Origin of the sequence: Streptomyces triticagri (genome assembly GCF_003429565.1) — a bacterium.
GTDB lineage: Bacteria > Actinomycetota > Actinomycetes > Streptomycetales > Streptomycetaceae > Streptomyces > Streptomyces triticagri.
This window is the reverse complement of the sequence record NZ_QUAK01000228.1, coordinates 1-19,029: the sequence shown is the minus strand read 5'-3', so window position 1 is coordinate 19,029 and position 19,029 is coordinate 1. Positions and strand designations below refer to the sequence as shown.

At 67.2% G+C, this 19,029-nt stretch carries 12 protein-coding genes; 9 read left to right on the top strand and 3 right to left on the bottom strand.

The genetic code is table 11. From position 1 onward, the window contains the following. The first annotated feature begins 84 nt into the window (after positions 1 to 84). Complete coding sequence (gene acnA, locus DY218_RS30345) at positions 85 to 2,814, top strand: aconitate hydratase AcnA (protein WP_128559377.1); 2,730 nt, start codon at positions 85 to 87, stop codon at positions 2,812 to 2,814. A gap of 77 nt (positions 2,815 to 2,891) precedes the next feature. Here the strand turns inward: acnA and DY218_RS30340 are convergent, their stop codons facing one another. From DY218_RS30340 to DY218_RS30330, 3 genes are all read right to left on the bottom strand, one after another. Continuing rightward, positions 2,892 to 3,287, bottom strand: coding sequence for a VOC family protein (locus tag DY218_RS30340; protein WP_128559376.1), 396 nt, complete (start codon positions 3,285 to 3,287; stop codon positions 2,892 to 2,894). A gap of 103 nt (positions 3,288 to 3,390) precedes the next feature. Beyond that, entirely contained in the window at positions 3,391 to 5,214 is a 1,824-nt protein-coding gene (locus tag DY218_RS30335; protein WP_233521976.1) for a VanW family protein, read from the bottom strand. A gap of 180 nt (positions 5,215 to 5,394) precedes the next feature. After that, entirely contained in the window at positions 5,395 to 9,213 is a 3,819-nt protein-coding gene (locus tag DY218_RS30330; RefSeq protein WP_128559375.1) for a GH92 family glycosyl hydrolase, read from the bottom strand. A gap of 407 nt (positions 9,214 to 9,620) precedes the next feature. On the opposite strand from DY218_RS30330, the gene ngcE reads away from it, so the two are divergent. The 8 genes from ngcE (at position 9,621) to DY218_RS30290 (ending at position 18,903) form a co-directional block, all read left to right on the top strand. Further along, complete coding sequence (gene ngcE / locus DY218_RS30325; RefSeq protein ID WP_128559388.1) at positions 9,621 to 11,051, top strand: N-acetylglucosamine/diacetylchitobiose ABC transporter substrate-binding protein; 1,431 nt, start codon at positions 9,621 to 9,623, stop codon at positions 11,049 to 11,051. A gap of 112 nt (positions 11,052 to 11,163) precedes the next feature. Next, positions 11,164 to 12,105: a carbohydrate ABC transporter permease gene (locus DY218_RS30320; RefSeq protein ID WP_233521977.1), complete on the top strand. Its 942-nt coding sequence runs from the start codon at positions 11,164 to 11,166 to the stop codon at positions 12,103 to 12,105. A 22-nt stretch (positions 12,106 to 12,127) separates the two neighbouring features. Then, positions 12,128 to 13,033, top strand: a complete 906-nt coding sequence (locus DY218_RS30315) for a carbohydrate ABC transporter permease (protein ID WP_128559374.1) — start codon at positions 12,128 to 12,130, stop codon at positions 13,031 to 13,033. A 150-nt stretch (positions 13,034 to 13,183) separates the two neighbouring features. Then, positions 13,184 to 14,449 carry an extracellular solute-binding protein gene (locus DY218_RS30310; RefSeq protein ID WP_233521975.1) on the top strand — a complete coding sequence of 422 codons (1,266 nt, stop codon included), beginning with the start codon at positions 13,184 to 13,186 and terminating at the stop codon, positions 14,447 to 14,449. 42 nt (positions 14,450 to 14,491) lie between these two features. Next, positions 14,492 to 15,439, top strand: coding sequence for a carbohydrate ABC transporter permease (locus tag DY218_RS30305; RefSeq protein WP_199566901.1), 948 nt, complete (start codon positions 14,492 to 14,494; stop codon positions 15,437 to 15,439). Then, a complete protein-coding gene (locus DY218_RS30300) occupies positions 15,439 to 16,323 on the top strand; it encodes a carbohydrate ABC transporter permease (protein WP_128559373.1) in 885 nt (294 codons plus the stop codon). The genes DY218_RS30305 and DY218_RS30300 overlap by 1 nt, the downstream gene beginning before the upstream one ends. A 164-nt stretch (positions 16,324 to 16,487) precedes the next feature. After that, complete coding sequence (locus DY218_RS30295; RefSeq protein WP_128559372.1) at positions 16,488 to 17,687, top strand: ROK family transcriptional regulator; 1,200 nt, start codon at positions 16,488 to 16,490, stop codon at positions 17,685 to 17,687. Positions 17,688 to 17,808: 121 nt separating this feature from the next. Beyond that, complete coding sequence (locus DY218_RS30290; protein ID WP_233521974.1) at positions 17,809 to 18,903, top strand: substrate-binding domain-containing protein; 1,095 nt, start codon at positions 17,809 to 17,811, stop codon at positions 18,901 to 18,903. The last annotated feature ends 126 nt before the right edge of the window (positions 18,904 to 19,029 follow it).

Genomic DNA, 19,029 nt, shown 5'->3' with positions numbered 1-19,029 from the left:
AGCGGACCGGAGCGATGTTGTGCGGCACTGCGCGGCAAAAGCCGCCGCACCAGAGGGACAGCGCGCAGGGATGCGCGCACACGGATGAAGGAGACGGTCGTGTCGGCGAACAGCTTCGACGCCCGCAGCACGCTGCGCGTGGGCGACGAGTCGTACGAGATCTTCAGGCTGGACAAGGTCGAGGGCTCCGCACGCCTTCCCTACAGCCTCAAGGTCCTCCTGGAGAACCTGCTCCGCACCGAGGACGGTGCGAACATCACCGCCGACCACATCCGGGCCCTCGGCGGCTGGGACTCCCAGGCCCAGCCCAGCCAGGAGATCCAGTTCACGCCGGCCCGTGTGATCATGCAGGACTTCACCGGTGTGCCCTGCGTCGTCGACCTCGCCACCATGCGTGAGGCCGTCAAGGAGCTCGGCGGCGACCCGGCGAAGATCAACCCGCTTGCCCCGGCCGAGCTGGTCATCGACCACTCCGTCATCGCCGACAAGTTCGGCACCAATGACGCCTTCACGCAGAACGTCGAGCTGGAGTACGGCCGCAACAAGGAGCGTTACCAGTTCCTGCGCTGGGGCCAGACCGCCTTCGACGAGTTCAAGGTCGTCCCGCCCGGCACCGGCATCGTGCACCAGGTCAACATCGAGCACCTGGCCCGCACCGTCATGGTCCGCAAGGGCCAGGCGTACCCCGACACCCTGGTCGGCACCGACTCGCACACCACGATGGTCAACGGCCTCGGCGTGCTGGGCTGGGGCGTCGGCGGCATCGAGGCCGAGGCCGCGATGCTCGGCCAGCCCGTCTCGATGCTCATCCCGCGCGTCGTCGGCTTCAAGCTGACCGGTGAGCTGAAGCCCGGCACCACCGCCACCGACCTGGTCCTCACGATCACCGAGATGCTGCGCAAGCACGGCGTGGTCGGCAAGTTCGTCGAGTTCTACGGCGAGGGCGTGGCGGCCACCAGCCTCGCCAACCGCGCCACCATCGGCAACATGTCGCCGGAGTTCGGCTCCACCGCCGCGATCTTCCCGATCGACGACGAGACCCTGAAGTACCTGCGCCTGACCGGCCGTGACGAGCAGCAGGTCGCGCTCGTCGAGGCGTACGCCAAGGAGCAGGGCCTCTGGCTCGACCCGGCCGCCGAGCCCGACTTCTCCGAGAAGCTCGAGCTGGACCTCGCCACGGTCGTCCCGTCCATCGCCGGACCGAAGCGCCCGCAGGACCGCATCGTCCTGGCGAACGCCGCCGAGCAGTTCGCCGTGGACGTCCGCAACTACGTCGCCGACGACGAGGAGGCGGGCAAGGAGTCCTTCCCGGCGTCCGACTCCCCGGCCACCACCAACGGCATCCCGTCGAACCCGACCACGGTGACCGCCCCCGACGGCAGCACGTACGAGATCGACCACGGTGCGGTGACGGTCGCTGCCATCACCTCCTGCACCAACACCTCGAACCCGTACGTCATGGTCGCCGCAGCGCTGGTGGCCAAGAAGGCGGTCGAGCGCGGCCTGACCCGCAAGCCGTGGGTGAAGACCACCCTCGCCCCGGGCTCCAAGGTCGTCACCGACTACTTCGACAAGGCGGGCCTGACCCCGTACCTCGACAAGGTCGGCTTCAACCTGGTCGGCTACGGCTGCACCACCTGCATCGGAAACTCCGGCCCGCTGCCGGACGAGGTCTCCAAGGCCGTCAACGACAACGATCTGGCCGTCACCTCGGTCCTCTCCGGCAACCGGAACTTCGAGGGCCGCATCAACCCCGACGTCAAGATGAACTACCTGGCGTCCCCGCCGCTGGTCGTCGCGTACGCCATCGCCGGTTCGATGAAGGTCAACATCACCACCGACGCTCTCGGCACCGACCAGGACGGCAAGCCGGTCTTCCTCGAGGACATCTGGCCGACCGAGGCCGAGGTCAACGACGTCGTGGCGAACGCCATCGGCGAGGACATGTTCAACAAGTCCTACTCCGACGTCTTCGCGGGCGACGCCCAGTGGCAGGCGCTGCCGATCCCGACCGGCAACACCTTCGAGTGGGACGGCGAGTCCACCTACGTCCGCAAGCCCCCGTACTTCGAGGGCATGACGATGGAGACCACCCCGGTCGAGGACATCACCGGCGCCCGGGTGCTCGCCAAGCTGGGCGACTCGGTCACCACCGACCACATCTCCCCGGCCGGTGCGATCAAGGCCGACACCCCGGCCGGCAAGTACCTCACCGAACACGGTGTGCAGCGCCGCGACTTCAACAGCTACGGCTCGCGCCGCGGCAACCACGAGGTCATGATCCGCGGCACCTTCGCCAACATCCGCCTGCGCAACCAGATCGCGCCGGGCACCGAGGGCGGCTTCACCCGCGACTTCACCCAGGCCGACAAGCCGGTGTCGTTCATCTACGACGCCTCGCGCAACTACATCGACCAGGGCATCCCGCTCGTCGTCCTGGCCGGCAAGGAGTACGGCTCCGGCTCGTCCCGCGACTGGGCCGCCAAGGGCACCGCGCTGCTCGGCGTCCGCGCCGTCATCGCCGAGTCCTACGAGCGCATCCACCGCTCGAACCTGATCGGCATGGGCGTCCTTCCGCTGCAGTACCCCGAGGGCCAGACCGCCGAGACGCTCGGCCTCACCGGCGAGGAGGCCTTCTCCTTCACCGGCGTCACCGAGCTGAACGACGGCACGACCCCGCGCACGGTGAAGGTCACCACCGACACCGGCGTGGAGTTCGACGCGGTCGTCCGTATCGACACCCCCGGCGAGGCGGACTACTACCGCAACGGCGGCATCATGCAGTACGTGCTGCGCAGCCTGATCCGCAAGTAGGCGACTGGGCACAGCAGTTGGGCCGCACTCCCGGAATCCGGGGGTGCGGCCCTTGTGCTGTGATGCCCTGCGGCCCGCTACTTCTGCGTCGGCCAGCCGCCGTACGGCACGGTCAGGATCTCCATCGCGTGCCCGGACGGGTCGAGGAAGTACACGCCCTTGCCGCCGTCGTTGGTGTTGTACTCACCCGGGTGCTGCTGATGCGGATCGGCCCAGTGCTCCAGGCCGCGCTCCGAGATCTTCCGGTACGCGGCGTCGAAGACGTCCTCCGAGACGAGGAAGGCGTAGTGCTGGAGCGGGGTGGCTCCGTCGGGCGGGGTGGCGAAGTCGAGCGTCACGCCGTTGTCGAGGACGACGGGGGTGAACGGCCCCCAGGGGGCGCCGACTTCGAGACCGAGGAGCTCCGCGAAGAACTCCGCGGACTCCCGTGCGTCCTTCGACGCGATGATGGTGTGGTTGAACTGCACTGACACGGTGAATGCCTCCAAAGGCAAACTCCCGGCACCTCCATGCCTCACCCAGCCGGTGACCGACACGCGATGCCACCGGTGATCTTAGGCGCCGGGACCCTGTCTGTCAGTCCTGTTTCCTGTCCACGCAGATGATCTCGTCGCGGGGCGTGTAGTGGGTCTTGAAGGTCTCGCGGCGGACCTCGGCGCCGTCGTTCTCGAAGATGCGGTCCACCGAGACGTCGAAGCCCTCGTACGGCGTCTGGGGCTCGCACTTGTCGCCCTTGACCTCGTGCTTCTCGGGCTGCGTGATGTTGGTCCGCGGACCCTTCTCGGCCTCGATCTTGTCGTACTTGCGGGTGCCGAGGAAGGTGACCGTGACCGAGGTGTCCGTGGCGGTCGCCTGGATGTACATCGCGTGCCCGGAGTCGTTGAGGAACTTCTGGTCCAGGCTGCCCCAGGCGACCGTCGCCTCCCGGCCTTCCGGGTAGCGCTCGATGTAGAAGGAGTGCGCCCCGTACTCGACCGGTTTCACGCCGGCGAAGAACACCGCGTTGAAGACCGTGGTGGCCACCGAGGACACCCCGCCGCCGGCCGCCTCCTGGTACTTGCCGTCCAGGATCATCGTGCCGTCCACGAAGCCGTTCTCCTTCGTGCGCTCGCCGACCGTCTCGTTGAAGCTCCAGGTCTCGCCCGGCATCACAAGGGAACCATTGATCAGCTCGGCCGCACGGCCGATGTTCGTGGTGCGGTACGGGGCGGCCGGGAAGTTCACCGTGAACGACGACATGACCTCCTTGATGCCGAGGTCCTGCACCGATTCGGCCGTCAGCTTCGGCTGCACCGTCCGGCCGGCCACCGGGCCCGTACGGTCCGCCTCGCCCTTGCCGGTGAGCAGCGGCAGGACGGCCTTCTGCAGGTCCTTCGCCGAGACGCTGCGGCCCGGCTGCCCGTCCGCAGCGACCACCACCTTGTCGCCCTGCACCTCGAGCTGCGCCTCCCGCGGGGTGCCGGCGGCGCGCCCCAGCGGGTCGGCGAGTGCCGGATCGGCCAGCAGGCCCTTGCCGTCGAGGACGGGTACGAGACGCATCCCGTCGTCCGACGCCGCGGTCCGTACGGAGGTCCGGTCGTCCGTCGTCCTCCCGGACCCGTCCGCCTGCTCGGCCTTCATGCCCAGGTGCCGGGCGAGTGCGCCGGGGGAGACGGTGATCCGCTCCGCGCCGATGGTCAGGGTGACCGGCGCCGACATCGCCGGACGGGCGAACTCGGCCATGGCGCGGTCGACTTCGGCCTGCGGGACCTTCGGCCGTGAACGGTCCACGGGCAGGGTCACCGGCCGGTCGTCGGCCACGGGATAGGCGTCGCGCAGCGCGTCGACGGAACCGTCCACATCCAGGCGCTGTCCGGTGCGGGCCTGCACGGCCTTCGCCTCGCCGTCACGGAAGGTGACCGCGCCGTCGCGGGACTTCCGGTCCACGTCCTTCGCGGTCGCCGCGAGTGCGCTCCTGGCCCTGTCCTCGTCGACCCGGACCACCGGATCGACCTGCTGCTCGGAGGTGCCGGAGAAGAGCGAGCCGATCACCGAGAACGGGTTGCCGCTGTTCACCCCGGCCCGGTCCACGGTCGCCGGTATGTCCACGGAGAGGCCGGCCGCGGCGGGCGACACCGACGCCGTACGGTCACCGGCCCGCACCTTCAGGGCCGAGGCCCAGGCCGCGCCCTTCTCGTCGGTGAGGCGCTCACGGGCCGCGGCTGAATCGAGGCCGCCGATGTCGACACCGGCGACCCGCGTCCCCTCGGGTATCCCGTCACCCTGAGTGAGCCGTCCGGCCAGATACAGGCCCCCGAACGCAACGACGGCCGCTCCGGAGACGGCCACGGCGATCCGTATTCGACGGCTGCCCGGGGCGGCGTCCCGCTGCCGCTCCGGACTGTCGGCTGCGCCTGGCAAGAGGCCTCCCGGGTTGGCGAAAAAGTACCCATTCACACTAAAGGGTGCACTTGGGTCTGTCGTCCCCGTACGGGGAGAGGTCGGTCACCCCACCCGCCGTCGAGCACCACCGGTCCGTCCCGGACATGCGGACGGGGCGGGCCCGGAAGTCTCCGTACCCGCCCCGCACCCTTGCGATTGCTAGCCGAGCAGCTCGATCTCCGCCAGCGTCGTCGCCTTGGTCGGCACCAGCCGATAGTGCTGGTACTTGCCCGGATCGTCGATCGAGAAGACCCGCGTCTGGTGGTCCCAGGCGAAGGACTCGCCCGAGCGCCGGTCCACGGTCTTCCACTTGTCGCCGTCCTTGGACGCCTCCAGCTTCCAGCCGTCCGGGGCCTTGGCCCGGTCCGCGGAGGTCAGGGTGTACTGGACGGCCTTGGTGGCCTCCTTGACGGGCAGGTTCACCGAGGCGATCTCGGCGTCCGTCTCGGAGGTGTTGTCGTACAGCGGGCCCTTGCCGTCGAGGACGTCGTCCTGCGGATTCGGGACCTTGTCGTCCTTGGTGACGGAGACCGGCGCGTCCTTCTTGCCGGTGCCCCAGCGCGACGGCTTCGGGCCCATGTCGAACTCGACCGTGCCGCCCTTGGCGAGCACCGAGTGCGGCAGCGCCGTGGACGTCCACTTCTTGCCGTTGACCTTGACGCCCTGGACGTAGATGTTCTTGTCGCTGTTCTTGGGCGCCTTCACCACGAGGTCCTTGCCGCCCTCGATGTGCACGGTCATCTTGGTGAACTGCGGGGAGCCGATGGCGTATTCGCCACTGCCCATCACCAGCGGATAGAAGCCGAGCGAGGAGAAGAGGTACCAGGCCGACTGCTCGCCGTTGTCCTCGTCGCCGTGGATGCCCTGCCCGATCTCGCTGCCGACGTACAGCCGGGAGAGGACCTCGCGGACCTTCTCCTGCGTCTTCCAGGGCTGCGAGGCCGCGTTGTACATGTACGTGGCGTGGTGGGCGACCTGGTTGCTGTGCCCGTACATGCCCATCCGTACGTCACGGGCCTCGGTCATCTCGTGGATGACGCTGCCGTACGAGCCCTTGAACTCGGGCGCCGCGGTCTCCGGGGTGTCGAAGTACGTGTCCAGCTTCTTGCCCAGACCGGCCCGGCCGCCGTACAGATTCGCCAGACCGCGGGAGTCCTGCGGAGCGGTGAAGGCATAGCCCCAGCCGTTCGTCTCCGTGTAGTCGTGGCCCCAGATGCGCGGGTCGTAGTCCTCGGACTTGACGCGCCAGTCGCCCTTGAGGTCACGGCCCTGGAAGAAGCCCGCCTTGTCGTCGAACATCTTGACGTAGTTGCGGGCCCGGTTGAGGAAATACTTCGACTCCTCCTTGTACCGCTTCTCGCCGGTCTTCTTGTAGAGGGCCTCGCCCATCTTCGCGATGCCGTAGTCGTTGATGTAGCCCTCGAGCGCCCAGGACATGCCCTCGTGCGTCTCGGTGCTGGTGTAGCCGAGGAACGGCGAGGTCTCCATGCCCTTGCGGCCGACCGCCGAATTCGGCGGCACCACGGTCGCGTTCTTCAGGGCGGCCTCGTACGCCGGCTTCGCGTCCAGGTCCACGCCCTTGACGTACGCATCGGCGAAGGCCACGTCCGACGAGGTGCCGGTCATCAGGTCGGCGGGCCCGGGCGAGGACCAGCGCGAGGTCCAGCCGCCGTCCTTGTAGTGCTGGGTGAATCCGTCGACCAGCTTCGCCGCCTTCTTCGGGGTGAGGAAGGAGTACGCCGGCCAGGTCGTGCGATACGTGTCCCAGAAGCCGTTGTTGACGTACACCTCACCGTCGACGATCTTCGCCCCGGTGTGCGTCGGGGTGTCCTTGCCGGCCGGCTTGGAGAACGGGCTGGCGTACCGGGTCTTCGAACCGACCTTCTCGTGACCGGAGTTGGGGTACAGGTACAGCCGGTAGAGGCTCGAGTACAGCGTGGTCAGCTGGTCCTCGTTCGCACCCTCCACCTCGACCCGGCCGAGCACCTCGTCCCACTGGTCCTGGGCGTCGCCCTTGACCTTGTCGAAGGAGGTGCCCTCCGGTATCTCCTGCTTCAGGTTGTCCTGCGCCTGGTCCACCGAGATCAGCGAGGTGGCGAGCCGCAGTGACACGGTCCGGTCCTCGCCCGCGTCGAAGCGCAGATGGCCCGTGACGCCGGAGGAGTCGCCGCCGGTGACCTTCTTGTCGAAGACGCCGTACACGAAGAGCCGGGTGGCTCCGGCGGATCCGCCGCTCTTGACGTCGGAGTAGCCGGTGACGACACCGTTCTCCTTGTCGAGGGTCAGGCCGCCCTCGTCCGTGACGTTGTCGAAGATGACGCTCGCGTCGTCGCCCGGATAGCTGAACCTCATGATCGACGCATGGTCGGTCGGCGCCATCTCGGCCTTGATGCCGTTCTCGAACGTCACTCCGTAGTAATGCGGCTGCGCCGTCTCCTTGTCGTGCCGGAAGGGCAGTTCACGCTTCTCCCGGTCGGTGTCCGGAGTGCCCTTCTGAGCCGAGGGCAGCAGCTGGAAGGTCTGCCGGTCGCCCATCCAGGGGCTCGGCTCATGGCTCGCGGCAAGGGCCTGCATGGTCGGCAGGTTGTCCTCGTTGTTGCCGCTCGCGTAGTCGTAGATCCAGCTGGTGGACTCGGCGTTGGTCACCGGGGACCAGAAGTTGAAGCCGTGCGGCACCGCGGTCGCCGGGATGTTGTTGCCGCGCGAGAAGCCGCCGCTCGAGTTGGTGCCGCGGATCGTGGAGGCGTACTCCGACAGGCGGGCCTTCGGCTTCGCCGGCGGCACCTCCTTCAGGGACACGTCGTCCACCCAGCCGCGGAACTTCGCCGGGCCCTTGGGGGAGTCGTACGCCACCAGGATGCGGTCCACCGTCTTGCCCTGGGCGACCTGGCCGATCCGCGAGGCGACGTTGTTCCACTGGTTCACATAGAGGCGCTTGGCCGCGGCCTGCCCCTGCGGGGTGAGCTCCCCGCCATGGCTGTCGACCGCACCCAGCTCACTCAGATAGGTGCCGTCCGTGAAGGCCAGGTCGACCGAGACATGGGTGGACGCGTAGGACAGGTCCTCAGCGGGCTCCGGCATCGACGGGAAGAGCTTGTAGGACAGCTGGGTGTCCTTCTCGATGTCCACATCGACGTCGAAGACCTTGTTGTACGAGTACGCCCCGCCGTCCGCCTTGTGGGTGCCGGCGTAGCGAAGCGCCTTCTTGCCGGTGAAGCCCGCGCCGGTCTTGGCGGTCGGGGAGCTGCCCGGGCCGGTGTCGACGACGGAGAGCATGTCCGAGGCCGGCTTGTCCGTGCTGCCGTCGGACAGCTGCAGATCGGCGAGCTGGACCGCGTCGTCCGCGCCGTTGTTGCCGGTGATCTCCAGGCGGTAGTGCTCGTACGCCGTGGAGTTGTCGAACTCGTACTCCTTGGTCTGCTTCCGCTCGGAGAAGGTCTCGCCATCCCGGCTGTCGAGCGTCTTCCAGTCCTCGCCGTCCTTCGAGCCCTGCAGCTTCCAGGACTTGGGGTCGCGCTCGTCGTGGTCGTCGGCCGAGGTCAGGGCGTACTTGACGACCTCGACCGGAGCGTCGATGTCGTACTCGACCCAGGCCTTGGGGCTGAAGGCGAGCCACTTGGTGTCGGGGTCGCCGTCGACGAGGTTGTCCTTGCCCTCGCCGCCGTCCGCGTTCTCGTCGCTGGCGCGGACCGCACCCACCCGGTCGTTGACCGTGCCCGGGATGCTGTCCTCGAATCCGCTGCCCACGCCCGAGGCCTTCTTCTTGCCGTCGGCGTCCGTCTCGACGGTGCTGCGCCAGTCCGGGGCGGGGTCGTCCTTCTCGAAGGAGGAGCTGAACTCCTTCGCGGCGCCGTCCGGTTGACCGGGAGCGGCGAGCGCCGGCGCCTGCGCCGAGGCGGCGAGTACCAGCGAGGCGGTGCCGAGGACGACGGCTCGGTGCCGCCCACGGTGGTGTCCGAACCGAGGTCTGGGTCTCATCCCCGAGATCCTTCCTGAGCAAGCGACAACGTTGTCAGTTCACTGCGCAGGAACCAGTAGGTCGTCAAGTGACCCACGGTGTCAAGGGTGTTGAAGGGGATCTCGACGGCAGTGGAGTCGAAGCGTCCGGCCGGGTGGCGGGTTTGTCCGAACCAAAAGCGGAATCGGCGACCCTTATTACAGGTCTCAACTCGAAAAAGACGCCGGTGGAAGCTGTATTCGATCTTGCTCTACCCGCGAGGAGTGGACTATACCTGTCGGCACCTTGAATGGCGGGCGAGCACCTTGCCATGCAGCCGTCGTACGTGCACAACAGACCAGCTTCAACCGACCTGCGGTACCGGTCCGTTCGCCATTCGGCGTTGCGGGACCGGGTCCTCCGCCCGAGTCCTGGAGACGTCGTGAGCATGCGATCCACCGGCGTGAATCGTCGTGACGTGATGAAGAGAGCCGCAGCAGCGAGTCTGCTCACCGTGCCGGCCGTCGGGGCCCTGAGCTCCTGCGCCAGCGGCGGCGGCAGCGAGGACAAGACCGAGAAGGGCACCAAGTCCAAGAAGAATCCGCTCGGCGTGAAGGACAACGCCCCGCTCACGGTCTACATCTTCGACGGCGGATACGGCGACAAGTACGCCCAGTACGTGACCGACATGTACGGGAAGCGGTACCCCGAGGCGAAGGCCACCCAGAAGAAGACCACCAAGATCTCCCAGCAGCTGCAGACGAAGATCATCCGCGGCAAGCCCTCCGCTGACGTGATCAACAACTCCGGCGCGGATGACATGACCCCCGGCACCCTCGTCAAGAACGGCCAGCTGGCCGACCTCGACGAGCTGCTCAAGGCGCCCTCGTACGACGACCCGAGCACCACCGTCGAGGAGTCGCTCGTCCCCGGGATGCGGGAGATGGGCGCCTTCGGCACCAAGGGCTGCTACCAGCTCAACCTGGCCGTGACGGTCTACGGGAACTGGTACTCGGAGCGCCTGCTGAACGACGAGCTCGAGATGGAGTACCCCGAGACCTGGGACGACATGCTCGCCGTCTGTCGCAAGGCGAAGAGCAAGGGCATCCACGGCTGGAGCTACCCGGGCGGCCACCCGCGCTACATGCTCTTCAGCATGTACGCCATGTTCGCGCAGGTCGGCGGGCGCGAAGTCATCGAAGCGATGGACTACTTGGAGCCGAACGCCTGGAAGCACGACGCGGTCAAGTCCGTGTTCGAGGCCTTCGAGGAGCTGGTCGCCAAGAAGTACGTCCTCACCGGTTTCGACGGCACCGAGGCGCACACCGAGATGCAGACCGCCTGGACGAAGGGCAAGTGCGTCTTCGTGCCCGACGGCTCCTGGGTGGAGAACGAGGCCAAGGACACCACGCCCAAGGGCTTCCGGATGGCCGTCGGCGCCACCCCGTCGCTCGACAAGGGCGACGCCCTGCCGTTCGGCACGCTCTACTCGCCGCCCGGCGAGCCCTTCCTCATCCCGGAGAAGGCACAGAACGTGCAGGGCGGCATGGAGTGGCTCCGCATGATGTACAGCAAGGACGCCTCGCGGAACTTCTTCAACGAGGTCGGCTCGATTCCCGTCCTCAAGGGCGCGATCGACGGAATGAAGCTGCCGCCCGGCACCGAGAGCGCGCAGAAGGCCATCACGGCCGCCGGCGACAACATCGTCATCCCCTTCTTCAAGGAGTGGTACGGGCAGCTCTTCGACGAGGACTTCAACGGCGTCATGGGCAAGTTCATGCTCGGTGACATGTCGGTGAAGCAGGCCATGGACACCATGCAGAAGGCCTGCGACCGCATCGTCAAGGACCCCGACATCACCAAGGTCAAGAAGGCCTGAGCGCGTGAGCACGGAGATACGGGCGGACGAACGGCCGCCGAAGGAAGGGGAGTCCGGCAGCACGGGGGCGCAGAAGCCCCCGGGCCGGCTGCTGTTCGCCGCGGCGGTGCTGCTGCCGCCGCGGTTCACCCCGCAGCGCGTGCGGTACGACCGCCGGTACCGCACGCTCGACAAGTACCGCTTCATCGTGGGGTTCCTGGCGATCCCGCTGGCGTTCTACGGCCTCTTCGTGATCTCGCCGTTCCTGCAGGCGATCTACTACTCGTTCACGGACTGGTCCGGCGGCCCGGTGGCGAACTTCATCGGCTTCGACAACTACGTGAAGATGTGGAACGACGAGCGGTTCTGGGACTCCACGGTCACCAGCGTCACGCTGCTCGTCGTCGCGCCGGTGGTCACCCTCGTACTCGGGATGTTCTTCGCGTACATGATCACGGCGGGTGGCCGGCACCGTAAGGGCCAGGCGGTCTCCGGGGTGGCCGGCTCGTCGCTCTACAAGGTCGTCTACTTCTTCCCGCAGGTGCTGTCCGTCGCGATCATCGCGGTGATCTGGGGCCGAGTGTTCAACACCAACAGCGGTCTGCTCAACGGCTCCTTGGACCTGGTGGGCATCGACGGACCGGCCTGGCTCGGCGGCGAGTACAGCTGGGCCCTGATAGCCATGCTCACCGTGCTGTCCTGGAGCTTCGTCGGCTTCTACGTGGTGCTGTTCTCCGCGGCCATGGGGTCGATCCCGCGGGACATCTACGAGGCGGCGCTGCTCGACGGCGCGGGCCGCTCCCGGACGTTCTTCGGGGTCACCCTGCCGCTGATCTGGGACACCGTGCGCACCGGCTGGATCTACATGGGCATCCAGGCGCTGGACTCCTTCGCCATCGTCCTGGTGATGATGCCGAAGCACGTCCTGAAGGTGACTCCGGTCTTCCTCTACGAGCGCTTCCAGGAAGGCCAGTACGGCTACGCCACCTCCATCGGTGTCGTGCTTCTCGTCCTCAGCGTGGTGTTCTCCCTGATCATCATGCGGGTCGGGAGCCGCGACCGGATCGAATTCTGAAGCCCACGGGAGCGCGCAGACCATGAGCACACTCAAGAACACCTCCCGTACGGGCAGTTCGCCTCAGGACGCGGTGCCGGCCGGCCCGAAGCCCGCCCGGGAGAGCGCCACCCTGAACGTCTTCTCGCACGCCTTCCTCGTCCTGTGGGTGGTGATGGCGGCGGGGCCGCTCCTGTGGGTGGTGATGACGGCCTTCCGTACCTCGGGCGACATCCTCAGCGACCCGATGGGTTTCACCACGTCCCTGCACTGGGAGAACTTCTCCCATGCCTGGACCGAGGCCAACATCGGCCTCTATGTGATCAACTCCCTGACCATTCTGGCCGGTTCACTGACCGGCACGATGCTGCTCGGCTCGATGGCGGCGTATGTGATCGCCCGCTTCACCTTCCCGGGAAACCGGTTCGTCTTCATGCTGTTCGCCGGCGGGATGATGTTCCCGGTCATCCTCGCCCTGGTGCCGCTGTACGCGGTGATGGACAACTTCGGGATCCTGGAGACCCGGCACGGGCTGATGATCGCGTACATCGCCTACTCGCTGCCGTTCACCACCTTCTTCCTCACCTCGTTCTTCCGGACCCTGCCGACCGGGGTGCAGGAGGCGGCGATGGTCGACGGGGCCTCCCACACACGGACGTTCTTCCAGATCATGCTGCCGATGGCCAAGCCCGGTCTGGTGAGCATCGGCATCTTCAACTTCCTCGGACAGTGGAACCAGTACCTGCTCCCGCTGCTGCTCAACAACGAGGACGAGAGCAAGTACGTACTCCCGCAGGGACTTGCCGCGCTCGCCGTGAACCAGGGCTATCGGGGGGACTGGGGAGCGCTGTTCGCGGGTCTGACGATCGCCATGCTGCCCGTGCTCGTGGTGTACATCGTCTTCCAGCGGCAGGTGCAGGCCGGACTGACCGCCGGGGCGCTCAAGTGACCCCGTACGGCCGTGATTTCAGCTTGGCCACGAAAGTGGTCTAGGCCTGTCGCGGTGATTATTCGCGTGAGTAGGGTCTGCGCCACGGCGCCGCGGGCCATGGGGAGACCTGCCGCGTTTCGTCGAGACCGATGTTGAAGGGTGAGCAGCATGAGGAATCGGGTTATGGCCACGGGGGCGGCGACGCTCGCGATGGCTCTGGGGCTGAGCGCCTGTGGTGGCGACAGCGGCAGTGACGGCGACGGCAAGACCATCAAGGTGGTCGCGGCGGACTACGGGGACAAGGCGTCCAACGCCTCGAAGCTGTACTGGAAGGACGTGGCCGACGAGTTCGAGAAGGCCAACGACGGCTACCAGGTGGACGTCCAGGTCATCAACTGGAACGACATCGACAAGCAGGTCAAGAACATGATCCAGGCGGGCGACATGCCCGACCTGCTGCAGACCGGCGGCTATGCCGACAAGGTCGCCGACGACCTGCTGTACAAGGCCGACGACGTCCTCTCGCCCAAGACGAAGGACCTGCTCATACCGTCCTTCGCCGAGGCCGGCGAGGTGGACGGCACCCAGTACGGCATCCCGTGGGTGTCCTCGAGCCGGGTGCTGTTCTACAACAAGGACATCCTGAAGAAGGCCGGCGTCGACGAGCCGCCGACCACCTGGGACGAACTCGCCGACGCCGCAAAGAAGATCAAGAGCAAGAAGGCCGCCGACACCCCGTACGCCCTGCCGCTCGGCCCCGAGGAGACCCAGGGCGAGACGATGATGTGGGAGCTCGGCAACGGCGGTGGCTACACCGACGACTCGGGCAAGTACACCATCGACAGCCCGCAGAACGTCGAGACCTTCCAGTGGCTGTCCAAGAACCTGGTCAAGCCCGGCCTGACGTACCCCAACCCCGCCTCCACGGACCGCAAGACGGCCTTCGCCGACTTCGCTGCGGGCAAGGTCGGCATGCTCAACGGCCACCCGAGCCTGATCCAGATGGCCAAGGACGGCAAGGTCGACTACGGCGTCGTGCCGATCCCCGGCAAGGAGGGACCGCTCGAGAGCACCCTCGGTGTCGCCGACTGGATGATGGCGTTCAAGGACGGCGGCGCCGAGCAGGAGGGCGTGAAGAAGTTCCTGGACTTCACGTACCAGAAGAAGATGCTCGCCTTCGACGAGATGTACAACCTGATGCCGGTCACCACCGACGCGCTGAAGGAGATGCAGACCAACGGCAAGCACAAGGACCTGGAGCCGCTCTTCGAGGTGCTGCCGGACGCCAAGTTCTACCCGCTCGGTGACCCGGCGTGGGACGTGATCTCCGCCGAGATCAAGAAGACCGGCGGCAAGGCGGCCACGGACGACCCGAAGAGCGTCCTCGGTGACCTGCAGAAGAAGGCCGAGACCGCGGCAGCCGACGTCAAGTAGCCGGCTCCCGGACTGCGTTCACCCTCTTCGCTAGGAGACCCAGTGTCACTGAAGGCCCCTCCGTCCCCGGCCGAATCCGGTCGGGGACGGGGCGGGCGCGCACCCAGGCCCAGGAGCCGGCGCAGCGGCATCGCCCGGCTCGGCCCGCTGCCCTGGATCGCGCCCGTCATCCTGCTGATCCTCGTGGTGGTCATCTGGCCGATCTTCGAGCTGGTCCGCACCTCGTTCCTGAACATCTCGATCGCGGGCATCGTGCGCGGCAGCGCCGGCACCGACAAGTACAAGAAGCTCTTCGAGGAGAGCGACTTCGGCTCGGTGCTCGTCTGGACGGTGATCTGGACGGTCGTCGTGGTGTCGGTGACGATGCTCCTGTCGCTCGCCCTGGCCCAGCTGTTCAACCAGCGCTTCCCCGGCCGCCGGATCACCCGCTGGGCACTGATCGCCCCCTGGGCCGCATCCGTCCTGATGACCGCCATCGGCTTCAAGTGGATGCTGAACCGCACCGCGGGCGTCCTCAACACCCTGATGCTCGACCTCGGCATCATCGACAACTCCCGCGACTGGCTGGGCAGTTCGAGCACGGCCTGGCCGTGGATGATGGCGGTCGCGGTCTTCGTCTCGCTGCCGTTCACCACATACACGCTGCTCGCGGGACTGCAGACCATCCCCTCGGACGTCTACGAGGCGGCGCGGCTCGACGGCTCGGGGCCCTGGCAGACGTACCGGCACGTCACCCTGCCGATGCTGCGGCCCGCCTTCCTGGTCGGCGTGGTCATCAACCTCATCAACGTCTTCAACTCCTTCCCGATCATCTGGGCGATGACACAGGGCGGCCCGGGCTATGACACCTCCACGACCATGGTGTTCATGTACAAGCTGAAGGAGACCGACATCGGGGAGTCCGCCGCGATGTCCGTGGTCAACTTCGCGATGGTCGTGGTGCTCGTGCTGATCTTCCTGAAGGTCAGCCGGTGGAACGAGGAGGACTGATGGCCACCGCCACGGCGACCCGGGGGAGTACGGCCCGTACGCCGAAGCCCCGCCCGCCGAAGAAGCGCAGCTTCAAGCCCCGCACGCTGGTCATCACGGCCGTCGCCTGGCTGCTCGCGGCACTGTTCCTCGCGCCGTACCTGGAGATGGTCGTCACCGCGCTGCGGCCCAAGAACGAGCTCAGGGACCGGACTTACCTGCCGCAGAACTTCGAGTGGTCCAACTTCATCGAGGTCTGGAAGGAGTCGGAGCTCGGGCAGAACCTCCAGGTCACCCTGCTCGTCGCGGGCGGCGCCACGCTGCTCGTGCTCCTGGTGTCGCTGCCTGCCGCGTACTACACGGCCCGGATGCGCTTCCGCGGGCGCAAGCTCTTCCTGCTGCTCGTGCTCGTCACGCAGATGTTCCAGCCGACCGCGCTGCTCGTCGGTCTCTACCGCGAGTTCCACCAGCTCGGCATGCTCAACTCGGTCTGGACACTGATCTTCACGAACGCGGCCTTCAACCTCGCCTTCGCCGTGTGGATCCTGACCGCCTACATCAGCTCCATCCCGCCGGAGCTGGAGGAGGCGGCGATGGTGGACGGGGCGAGCCGGTTCGGCGCGATGGTGAAGGTGACGCTGCCGCTCGCGCTGCCCGGTGTGGTGACCGCGGTGATCTTCACCTTCATCACCTCCTGGAACGAGTTCGTGATGGGGCTCACACTCACCACGGAGCCCGACAAGCAGCCCCTCACCGTCGGCATCAACAACTTCATCGGTGCCTACACGGTGGAGTGGAACTACCTGTTCGCCGCCTCCGTGGTGGCGATCGTGCCGGTCATCGTGCTGTTCGCGTTCATCGAGCGGCATGTGGTGTCCGGGCTCACGGCGGGATCCGTGAAGTAGCCCGGTACGTCCGGTACGTCCACGCGTACGGGTCACGAAGCGCCTGCCGGTCCGAGTGCCGGCGGGCGCTTTTCCCGTTCTGCTCAAGTACTTGACGGGACACGGCGGCAAAGTCTCTATTTAGAGTTCACATGTTGGAACCAAGAGCGGGAGCAGTTGAGTCAATGGAGACTCCGGGATCGCAGACGTCGTTGCACCGGGCGAACCTCGAGCGAGTGGTCCGTGCCGTCCGCAGGGCGGGATCGCTGACCCAGGCCGAGATCGCCAGGACGACGGGGCTTTCGGCGGCGACCGTGTCCAACATCGTGCGGGAGCTGAAAGACGGCGGGACGGTCGAGGTGACCCCCACCTCGGCGGGCGGCCGCAGGGCCCGCAGCGTCTCGCTGAGCGGCGACGCCGGCCTGGTGGTGGGCGTCGACTTCGGCCACACCCACCTGCGCGTCGCGGTCGGCAATCTGGCCCACCAGGTGCTCGCCGAGGAGGCCGAGCCGCTCGACGTGGACGCCTCGGCGGCCCAGGGCCTGGACCGCGCCCACGAGCTGGTCGGCCGGCTGATCGACGGCACCGGACTGGCCCGCGCCAAGGTGGCCGGAGTGGGTCTCGGCGTGCCCGGCCCGATCGACGTGGAGTCCGGCACCCTGGGCTCCACGTCCATCCTGCCGGGCTGGACGGGCACCAACCCCGCCGAGGAGCTGCGCGCCCGCCTCGGCGTCCCGGTCGCCGTCGACAACGACGCGAACCTCGGCGCGCTCGGCGAGCTCGTCTGGGGCAGCGGACGCGGGGTGAAGGACCTGGCGTACATCAAGGTCGCAAGCGGCGTCGGCTCCGGTCTGGTGATCAACGGCGAGATCTACCGCGGCCCCGGCGGCACCGCGGGCGAGATCGGGCACATCACGCTCGACGAGGCCGGCCCCGTCTGCCGCTGCGGCAACCGCGGCTGTCTGGAGACCTTCACCGCCGCCCGGTACGTGCTGCCGCTCCTGGAGTCGAGCCACGGCTCGGACCTCAGCATGGAGAAGGTCGTACGCCTGGCCCGGGAGGGCGATCCGGGCTGCCGCCGGGTGATCGCCGACGTCGGCCGGCACATCGGCAGCGGGGTGGCGAACCTCTGCAATCTGCTGAACCCCTCGAGGGTGGTGCTCGGCGGCGATCTCGCCGAGTCCGGGGAGCTGGTGCTCGGGCCCATCAGGGAGTCCGTGGGGCGCTATGCGATCCCCAGCGCGGCGCGGCAGCTGTCGGTGCTTCCCGGGGCGCTCGGCGGGCGTGCGGAGGTGCTCGGCGCGCTAGCCTTGGCTCTGAGTGAAATGGGCGATTCAACCCTTTTGGACGGCACTCTGGGTGCCGCCGTACCTGCCTTCACTTAGATAACGCATGGCACCGTTGTCATCTCGTTAAGGATTTACTCCTTGACGCTGCCGTCGCAGCCGAGTTGACTTCCGGACACCTCGGTCGCAAGGACGCGGCCACGTCAGGGAGGCACCCCAAATGAACGCAATGACGCGCCGCGTCGTCATCGGTACCGCCGCGGTCTCCATGGCCCTCGCCATGACCGCCTGTGGCAAGGCCGGCGACAGCGACTCGGGCGACGACGGCGACAACAAGACCATCGGTCTGCTGCTGCCGGAGAACAAGACCACGCGCTACGAGACCTTCGACCGCCCGCTGATCGAAGGCAAGATCAAGGAGCTGTGCTCCGACTGCGAGGTCAAGTACAACAACGCCGCGCAGGACACCGAGACCCAGAAGAAGCAGTTCGAGGCACTGCTGACCGAGGGCGTCAAGGTGATCATCCTGGACTCGGTGGACTTCAAGGCCACCAAGTCCTGGGTGAAGAAGGCCAAGGACCAGGGCGTCAAGGTCGTCGCTTACGACCGCCTCGCCGAGGGCCCGCTGGACGCCTACGTCAGCTACGACAACGAGAAGATCGGCCGCCTGCAGGGCGAGGGCCTGGTCGACGCGCTCGGCGACAAGGCCAAGGACGCCAACGTCGTGATGATCAACGGCTCGCCGACCGACCCGAACGCCCCGCTGTTCAAGAAGGGCGCGCACAGCGTCCTGGACAAGCAGGTCGGCAAGATCGTGTACGAGCAGGACATCCCGGACTGGTCCCCGGACGAGGCGAACAAGAAGATGGCCGCGGCCATCGACTCGCTCGGCAAGGACGGCTTCGAGGGCGTCTACTCGGCCAACGACGGCATGGCCGGCGGCATCATCACCGCGCTCGACAAGCGCGGTGTGAAGGTCCCGGTCGGCGGCCAGGACGCCGAACTCGCCGGTGTCCAGCGGCTCCTTTCCGGCAAGCAGGCCTTCACGATCTACAAGCAGATCAAGCCGGAGGCCGAGGCCACCGGTGAGATCGCCGTCCGCCTGCTCGAGGGCAAGGACTTCAAGGACATCGCCGACACCAAGGTCGACTCGATCACCGGTGAGTTCAAGGGCACGCCCGCGAAGCTCTACGACGCCCAGGTCGTGACCAAGGACCAGGTCAAGGACACGATCATCAAGGACAAGGTCTACAAGGCCAGCGAGATCTGCACCGCGGAGTTCAAGAAGGCCTGCGCAGCGGCCGGCATCAAGTAACTCCCTTCCGCGGTACGGGCGGTGGGGAGGCCGGGTCACCGGCCCGCCACCCGACCGCCGCGCGGCTCCCGGGCGCCCGCCCGCCGACCTCCACCCCGCTGTCGGCGGGCGGGCCCGGGCGCCGGG

What these genes read in the sequence shown, in the direction of transcription:
- acnA (WP_128559377.1), top strand. Translation starts at nt 85, where the DNA reads ATGAAGGAGACGGTCGTGTCGGCGAACAGCTTCGACGCCCGCAGCACG.
- DY218_RS30330 (WP_128559375.1), bottom strand. Translation starts at nt 9,213, where the DNA reads ATGAGACCCAGACCTCGGTTCGGACACCACCGTGGGCGGCACCGAGCC.
- ngcE (WP_128559388.1), top strand. Translation starts at nt 9,621, where the DNA reads ATGCGATCCACCGGCGTGAATCGTCGTGACGTGATGAAGAGAGCCGCA.
- DY218_RS30315 (WP_128559374.1), top strand. Translation starts at nt 12,128, where the DNA reads ATGAGCACACTCAAGAACACCTCCCGTACGGGCAGTTCGCCTCAGGAC.
- DY218_RS30310 (WP_233521975.1), top strand. Translation starts at nt 13,184, where the DNA reads ATGAGGAATCGGGTTATGGCCACGGGGGCGGCGACGCTCGCGATGGCT.
- DY218_RS30300 (WP_128559373.1), top strand. Translation starts at nt 15,439, where the DNA reads ATGGCCACCGCCACGGCGACCCGGGGGAGTACGGCCCGTACGCCGAAG.
- DY218_RS30295 (WP_128559372.1), top strand. Translation starts at nt 16,488, where the DNA reads ATGGAGACTCCGGGATCGCAGACGTCGTTGCACCGGGCGAACCTCGAG.
- DY218_RS30290 (WP_233521974.1), top strand. Translation starts at nt 17,809, where the DNA reads ATGAACGCAATGACGCGCCGCGTCGTCATCGGTACCGCCGCGGTCTCC.